The sequence below is a fragment of the Bradyrhizobium sp. 956_D2_N1_4 genome, from assembly GCF_052076025.1.
Classification (GTDB): Bacteria; Pseudomonadota; Alphaproteobacteria; order Rhizobiales; family Xanthobacteraceae; genus Bradyrhizobium; species Bradyrhizobium barranii.
This window is the reverse complement of sequence record NZ_CP197237.1, coordinates 9230293-9236448: the sequence shown is the minus strand read 5'-3', so window position 1 is coordinate 9236448 and position 6156 is coordinate 9230293. Positions and strand designations below refer to the sequence as shown.

The 6156-nt window shown below is 64.4% G+C and carries 8 protein-coding genes; 4 read left to right on the top strand and 4 right to left on the bottom strand.

Annotation, left to right across the window (positions count from 1 at the left end; all coding sequences use genetic code 11):
* The 3 genes from pth to AB7535_RS43805 all read right to left on the bottom strand — a co-directional run.
* A partial coding sequence (pth, locus tag AB7535_RS43815) for an aminoacyl-tRNA hydrolase (RefSeq protein ID WP_441279807.1) occupies positions 1–559 on the bottom strand: 559 nt, incomplete at its 3' end.
* Between the two features lie 61 nt (positions 560–620).
* A complete protein-coding gene (locus AB7535_RS43810) occupies positions 621–1337 on the bottom strand; it encodes a 50S ribosomal protein L25/general stress protein Ctc (RefSeq protein WP_071909565.1) in 717 nt (238 codons plus the stop codon).
* Between the two features lie 198 nt (positions 1338–1535).
* Positions 1536–1796, bottom strand: a complete 261-nt coding sequence (locus AB7535_RS43805; RefSeq protein ID WP_071909564.1) for an accessory factor UbiK family protein — start codon at positions 1794–1796, stop codon at positions 1536–1538.
* 167 nt (positions 1797–1963) lie between these two features.
* On the opposite strand from AB7535_RS43805, the gene AB7535_RS43800 reads away from it, so the two are divergent.
* Genes AB7535_RS43800 through pgeF form a run of 4 tightly spaced genes read left to right on the top strand, consistent with a single transcriptional unit; the run spans position 1964 to position 5459 of the window.
* A complete protein-coding gene (locus AB7535_RS43800) occupies positions 1964–2695 on the top strand; it encodes a dienelactone hydrolase family protein (protein ID WP_085398497.1) in 732 nt (243 codons plus the stop codon).
* Positions 2696–2709: 14 nt separating this feature from the next.
* Complete coding sequence (lgt, locus tag AB7535_RS43795) at positions 2710–3555, top strand: prolipoprotein diacylglyceryl transferase (RefSeq protein ID WP_085398495.1); 846 nt, start codon at positions 2710–2712, stop codon at positions 3553–3555.
* Positions 3556–3576: 21 nt separating this feature from the next.
* A complete protein-coding gene (locus AB7535_RS43790; RefSeq protein WP_085398494.1) occupies positions 3577–4695 on the top strand; it encodes a class I SAM-dependent methyltransferase in 1119 nt (372 codons plus the stop codon).
* Entirely contained in the window at positions 4692–5459 is a 768-nt protein-coding gene (gene pgeF, locus AB7535_RS43785) for a peptidoglycan editing factor PgeF (RefSeq protein ID WP_085398493.1), read from the top strand. Before AB7535_RS43790 ends, pgeF begins: the two co-directional genes overlap by 4 nt.
* Before the next feature lie 38 nt (positions 5460–5497).
* Here the strand turns inward: pgeF and AB7535_RS43780 are convergent, their stop codons facing one another.
* Entirely contained in the window at positions 5498–6070 is a 573-nt protein-coding gene (locus AB7535_RS43780) for a hypothetical protein (RefSeq protein ID WP_135216021.1), read from the bottom strand.
* Positions 6071–6156 lie beyond the last annotated feature (86 nt).

The window sequence follows — 6156 nt, the reverse complement described above, 5'->3', positions numbered from 1 at the left end:
TGGCGAGATGCACCCTGTTGGCGAAGGTCGCGTCCGTGCCTTTGGCAACCAGTGCCGCGTGCTCGGCCACCGCCTCGCACAGCGTCGCCACCCAGTCGTTGTCGGCCTTGGCGAAGTCCGACAGCACGTGGCCGTGCACCAGTTCCTTGACGCCGGGATGACCGATGCCGAGCCGGACCCGGCGATACTCGTTGCCGATGTGCGCGGAGATCGAGCGCAGGCCGTTATGGCCGGCGATGCCGCCGCCGATCTTCACCCGCACCTTGCCCGGCGGCAGTTCGAGCTCGTCATGGAACACGGTGACGTCGCCGGGCGCGATCTTGAAGAAGCTTGCCGCCTCCTGAACGCTGCGGCCGGAGTCATTCATGTAGGTTGTCGGCTTGAGCAGGATGATGCGCTCAGTACCGAGCGCACCTTCCGAGGTCTCGCCCTGAAACCTGCGGCGCCATGGTGCAAAGCCATGCCGCCGCGCGATCTCGTCGACGGCCATGAAGCCGATATTGTGCCGGTTACGTGCGTATTTCGCGCCGGGATTGCCGAGCCCAACAAAGAGTCGCATGACGCGGCGCGCCCCTCGCTCGGCGCGCGATCAAGGACCGCGCGCCCAGCTCTTTGAGAGATTACTTCTTCTTGTCGCCGCCGGCGGGAGCCTTGGCAGCCGCAGCCGGAGCAGCAGCACCCGCAGCCGGAGCCGCAGCGCCAGCCGCCGGAGCAGCCGCAGCAGCGCCCGGAGCTGCAGCCGCAGCCGCGGCCTTCTGCTCTTCGGCGTAGCCGGACGGCGGCACGATGGTGACGAGGGTCGCGTCCTCGCGGGTCAGCGCCTTCACGCCGGCCGGCAGCTTGATGTCCGACAGATGCAGCGAGTGACCGATTTCGAGTGAGCCGACATCAGCCTCGATGAATTGCGGGATGCTCTCGACGCCGCATTCGAGCTCGATCGAATGCGCGACGATGTTGACGGCGCCGCCGCGCTTCACGCCGGGCGAACCTTCCGCTTTCACCACATGCAAGGGAACGCTGATGCGGATGGTGGCACCTTCGCCGAGACGCATGAAGTCGACATGGATCGGGAAATCCTTGACCGGATCAAGGTGATAGTCACGCGGGATCACGCGGTGCTTCTTGCCCTCGAGGTCGATGTCGACCAGCGTGGTGAGGAACCGGCCGGCGAGGATGCGCTGGCGCAGTTCACGATCGTCAACCGAGATCGGGAGCGGGGGTTGCTTGTTGCCATAGATCACTCCGGGCACTTTCCCGGCGCGACGCTCAGCCCGGGCGGCCCCCTTGCCGCTCTTCGGACGTGCGGTCGCCTTCAATTCCTTGACGGTCGTCGCCATAGTCTAAGTCCTTGTTTTTGCAAAAGTTAATGGGCCGCAGCGCGGCCCATGGTGCAGTTCGCAGCAAGCCTCCAGGGGTGCGGGGGCCGCGAACTTGGCGGGCTTTTACCCGGAAGATGCGGAAATGACAAGGAGAATGGCCCGCCCGGCGGGGTCCCCACCCTCCCCTGGAGGGGAGGGTAAGCGAGAACGGCGGCCTTATGTCGGCGTTCCGCCGAACTTGGCCTCCAGCGCCACGATGCGCGCCTTCAGGGCCTCGTTCTCCTCGCGGGCGAGGCGGGCCATGTCCTTGACCGCCTCGAACTCCTCGCGCTTGACGAGGTCCATGTCGCGCAGGAATTTCTCGGCCTGGGTGCGCATCACGGTGTCGAACTCGCGCTTGACGCCCTGGGCGGCACCGGCGGCGTCGTTCATCAGGCGGCCGATCTCGTCGAAAAACCGGTTGTTGGTCTGGGTCATGTCGGTCTCCTGGCGGCCTCAGATAAACTTTGCGCGAACGCGCGAAAAGACAATGGCAATCCGGGCGAAACGGTTCAAGGGCCGATCGGCGGTATCCTTGTCATGCCCCGGTTTCCTTGCAATCGTATTCAACGTCCCTGCATAACAAGAATCAGAAGGCGCACGAGATGATCGATCAGCAGATCGCGATTCCCACCAAGGACGGCCACACCGCAACCTTCATCACCCATCCCGAACGCGGCGGGCCGTTTCCGATCATCCTGTTCTACATGGATGCGCCGGCGATCCGCGAGGAGCTGCGCGACATGGCGCGCCGGCTCGCCACCTCGGGCTATTACGTGATGCTGCCGAACCTCTACTACCGCTCCGGCGTGATGGAGCTCGGCGCGCTGCCGGCCGATCCGAATGCACCCGAGCGCAAGCGCATGTTCCAGCTCATGGCCTCGCTCAACATTCCCATGATCATGGAGGACACCAGGGCCCTGCTCACCTATGCCGAGGGCCAGGCGGCTGCCAATACGAAAATCGTCGGCACCGTCGGCTATTGCATGAGCGGCCGTTACGCCGTCAACGCGGCCACGCACTTTGCCGACCGCGTCAAGGCCGCCGCCTCGATCTACGGAACGCATCTGGCGACCGACGAAGACAACAGCCCGCATCTCGCCTCAGGCAAGACCAAGGCCGAGCTCTATTTCGCCTGCGCCGAGACCGACATCTACGCGCCCGCCGAGGTCATCGAGAAGGTCAAGCAGGGCATGAGCGGTGCCAAGGCCGAGGTCGAGATCTATCCCGGCACGCATCACGGCTTCGCCTTCCCCAAGCGTCCGGTCTACGACCGCGACGCTGCCGAGCGGCATTGGGAGCGTCTGCTGGCGCTCTATCGCCGCAATCTCGTTTAAGTCTAGAAGGCCTGATGCCCTTTCTGCTCATCGACTTTCCCGCCTTCAAGCCGATCGCCATCGAGATCGGTCCGTTCGCGATCCGCTGGTATGCGCTGGCCTATATCAGCGGCATCGTGTTCGGCTGGCTCTATGCGCGCTCGCTGCTGAAGAAAGAGCGCCTGTGGAGCGGCCCCGCGCCGATGTCGCTGGTGCAGATCGACGACTTCATCCTGTGGGTCACGCTCGGCATCATCCTCGGCGGCCGCACCGGCTACGTGCTGTTCTACAATCTGCCCTTCTTCATCGATCACCCCGCCGCGATCTTCAAATTGTGGGAGGGCGGCATGTCCTTCCATGGCGGCTTCCTCGGCTGCGTCGTCGCGGTGATGTGGTTTGCCTATCGCAACCGCATCTCGATCCTGTCGCTGGGCGACATCACCACGGCAGTCGCCCCGGTCGGGCTGCTGCTCGGGCGCATCGCCAATTTCATCAATGGCGAATTGTGGGGCCGCGCCGCCGACCCCAGCCTGCCCTGGGCGATGATCTTCCCCAACGATCCGACGCAGCTGCCGCGCCATCCGAGCCAGCTCTATGAGGCCGGCATGGAGGGCATCCTGCTGTTCACCGTGCTCGCGATCATGATCCGTTTCGGCGCCCTGAAGCGGCCCGGCATGATCCTCGGCGCCTTCATCCTGATCTATGGCCTGACCCGCATCGCCGGCGAGCATTTCCGCGAGCCGGACGTCCAGCTCGGCTTCCTCTGGGGCGGATTAACCATGGGCATGCTGTTGTCGATCCCGATGCTTATTGTAGGCCTCATACTTATTGTATTGGCTATCAGGCGCGGCGCGCCGAAGCCCGCCGGGGCTATCAGTTAATTCCTTTCGAGAAGACAGACCGTGACCGAACAGCCGCTACTCAACGAGATCAGGGCGCTGATCAAATCCTCAGGGCCCATGCCGGTCTGGCGGTACATGGAACTGTGCCTGATGCATCCGCGCTATGGCTATTACGTCTCGCGCGATCCGCTCGGGCGCGAAGGCGACTTCACCACCGCGCCCGAGGTCAGCCAGATGTTCGGCGAGCTCCTGGGGCTGTGGACCGCCTCGGTGTGGAAGCAGATGGGCTCGCCGCAATTCCTGCGGCTGATCGAGCTCGGCCCCGGCCGCGGCACCATGATGGCGGATGCGCTGCGCGCACTGCGCGTGCTGCCGCCGCTCTACCAGGCGCTTCACGTCCACATGGTCGAGGTCAATCCGGTGCTGCGCGAGCGGCAGAGTGCGACGCTGGCGGGCGTGCGCAACATCGCCTGGCACGACAGCATCGACGACGTGCCCGAAGGGCCGAGCATCATCCTCGCCAACGAATATTTCGACGTGCTGCCGATCCGCCAGATGGTGAAGCGCGAGAACGGCTGGCACGAGCGCGTGATCGAGATCGATCCCAACGGCAAGCTTCAATTCGGCGCGGCCGCCGACCCGACGCCGCGCTTCGACGTGCTGCTGCCGCCTCTGGTGCGCGCCGCTCCCGTTGGCGCCGTGTTCGAATGGCGCCCCGACGGCGAGATCATGAAGCTCGCCACGCGCGTGCGCGACCAGGACGGCGCGGCGCTGATCATCGATTACGGCCATCTGCGCAGCGATGCCGGCGACACGTTCCAGGCGATCGCGCGCCACACCTTCACCGATCCCCTGAAGGCGCCGGGCCAGGCCGACGTCACAGCCCATGTCGACTTCCAGGCCCTGGCGCGCGCGGCCGAGGATGTCGGCGCCCGTGTGCACGGCCCGGTGACGCAGGGCGATTTCCTCAAGCGCGTCGGCATCGATACCCGCGCAGCTGCCCTGATGCAGAAGGCGACGCCTGAAGTCGCCACCGACATTTCGGTGGCGCTCAAGCGCCTGACCGATACCGGGCGCAGCGGCATGGGCTCGATGTTCAAGGTGCTCGGCATCTCCGAGCCGCGGCTGACCGGCATCGCCGGCCTCAGCGATCTCGAACGGGCCGGAGGCGCTTCATGACGCTTGCTTCGTCGCTGCTGTCGGCCGTGCCCGGCCTGCGCCATGCCTTCTTCACCCGCGAGGGCGGTGTCTCAGGCGGGATTTATTCGGCGCTCAATGGCGGGCTCGGCTCCAACGACGATCCGGCGCATGTCGCGGAGAACCGCCGCCGCATGGCCGAGCATGTCGGCGTCGCCCCGGAGCGCTTCATCAGCCTGCACCAGATCCATTCGCCCGATGTCCTCATTGCCGAAGCGCCGTGGCCGAGCGGACCGCGGCCGAAGGGCGATGCGCTGGTCACGAAAACACCCGGCATCGCGCTCGGCGTCTCCACCGCCGATTGCGGGCCGGTGCTGTTCGTCGATCCCAACGCGCGCGTGATCGGCGGCGCCCATGCCGGCTGGAAAGGCGCGCTGACCGGCGTGCTGGAACAGACGATCTCGGCGATGGAGAAGCTCGGCGCCACGCGCAGCGGCATCATCGCCGCGATCGGCCCCTTGATCCGACAGGACAGCTACGAGGTCGGCAACGAGTTCGTGGCCCGCTTCATCGAGGCGGACGCGGACAACGCCATGTTCTTCATCCCGTCGGTGCGCGCCGGACACGCGATGTTCGACCTCGCCGGCTTCATCCGGAAGCGGCTCGAAGCCGCCGGCATCCTGATGATCGACGATCTTGGCCTGGACACCTATGCCGACGAGCGCTTCTTCAGCTATCGCCGCTCGGTACATCGCAAGGAGCCGGATTACGGCCGCCACATCCACGCGATCGCGCTGGAGAATTAAGAACGAATTCGGCCTAGTTCTTGCCGCAACCCATTAGGTTAGTCGCTGCATCTTTCGAACAATGGCGTTTCATTCTTTCCGCGAAGCCATTTAGTCGGCAAATCAACGTACATTTGAGCTGGTGGAGGCGGCGGCGGCGGTCGGACCTCGAAACCTTCATCGACTTCGATCTTCTTCCAATCGTCGCGATGCGCGGAGAAAGTCCGATATTTGTCGCCGACCTTGAGCAGAACGATCTCCCAAACCTCGCCCGGCTGACGCCACCAGATCAGTGTCGTGCTGGGTGGAGGGTCCTGAACCGACACGATCTTGATCTTGTCGTCGGCAATACGCGTCGCCGAATAGATCGCGCTGATGAATGTCCTTACTTGCCCAGGTGTGAACGTCCCGATCACATTCCTTGTCGTCGGCGCTCCGGAGGACGACGCGATGTACGTCAATCGCGCGCCACAGCGGTTGTTCTCACAGGCCTGATACGGATCCCGTTTGCAATCAACCGACCAGGTACCGGTCAGTCCGAAAGCCCGGATTGCCTCGGCCGCACTTTCTGCCGCCGCGGCCCGCCCCACGATGAGGCAGGCAACGATTACCCCCAAAGTCGCTCCCCTCATCGACAATTCCTCGGCCGGATCGGCCCAATGATGTGTCCTTCCTGCCCTAGACCTTAATCGATTTTAACGATATCGCTGCCCCCCAT

Excerpts from the sequence above, each read along its gene's own strand:
- AB7535_RS43780 (WP_135216021.1), bottom strand. The coding sequence starts at position 6,070 with ATGAGGGGAGCGACTTTGGGGGTAATCGTTGCCTGCCTCATCGTGGGG.
- AB7535_RS43805 (WP_071909564.1), bottom strand. The coding sequence starts at position 1,796 with ATGACCCAGACCAACAACCGGTTTTTCGACGAGATCGGCCGCCTGATG.
- pgeF (WP_085398493.1), top strand. The coding sequence starts at position 4,692 with ATGACGCTTGCTTCGTCGCTGCTGTCGGCCGTGCCCGGCCTGCGCCAT.
- lgt (WP_085398495.1), top strand. The coding sequence starts at position 2,710 with ATGCCCTTTCTGCTCATCGACTTTCCCGCCTTCAAGCCGATCGCCATC.
- AB7535_RS43800 (WP_085398497.1), top strand. The coding sequence starts at position 1,964 with ATGATCGATCAGCAGATCGCGATTCCCACCAAGGACGGCCACACCGCA.
- AB7535_RS43810 (WP_071909565.1), bottom strand. The coding sequence starts at position 1,337 with ATGGCGACGACCGTCAAGGAATTGAAGGCGACCGCACGTCCGAAGAGC.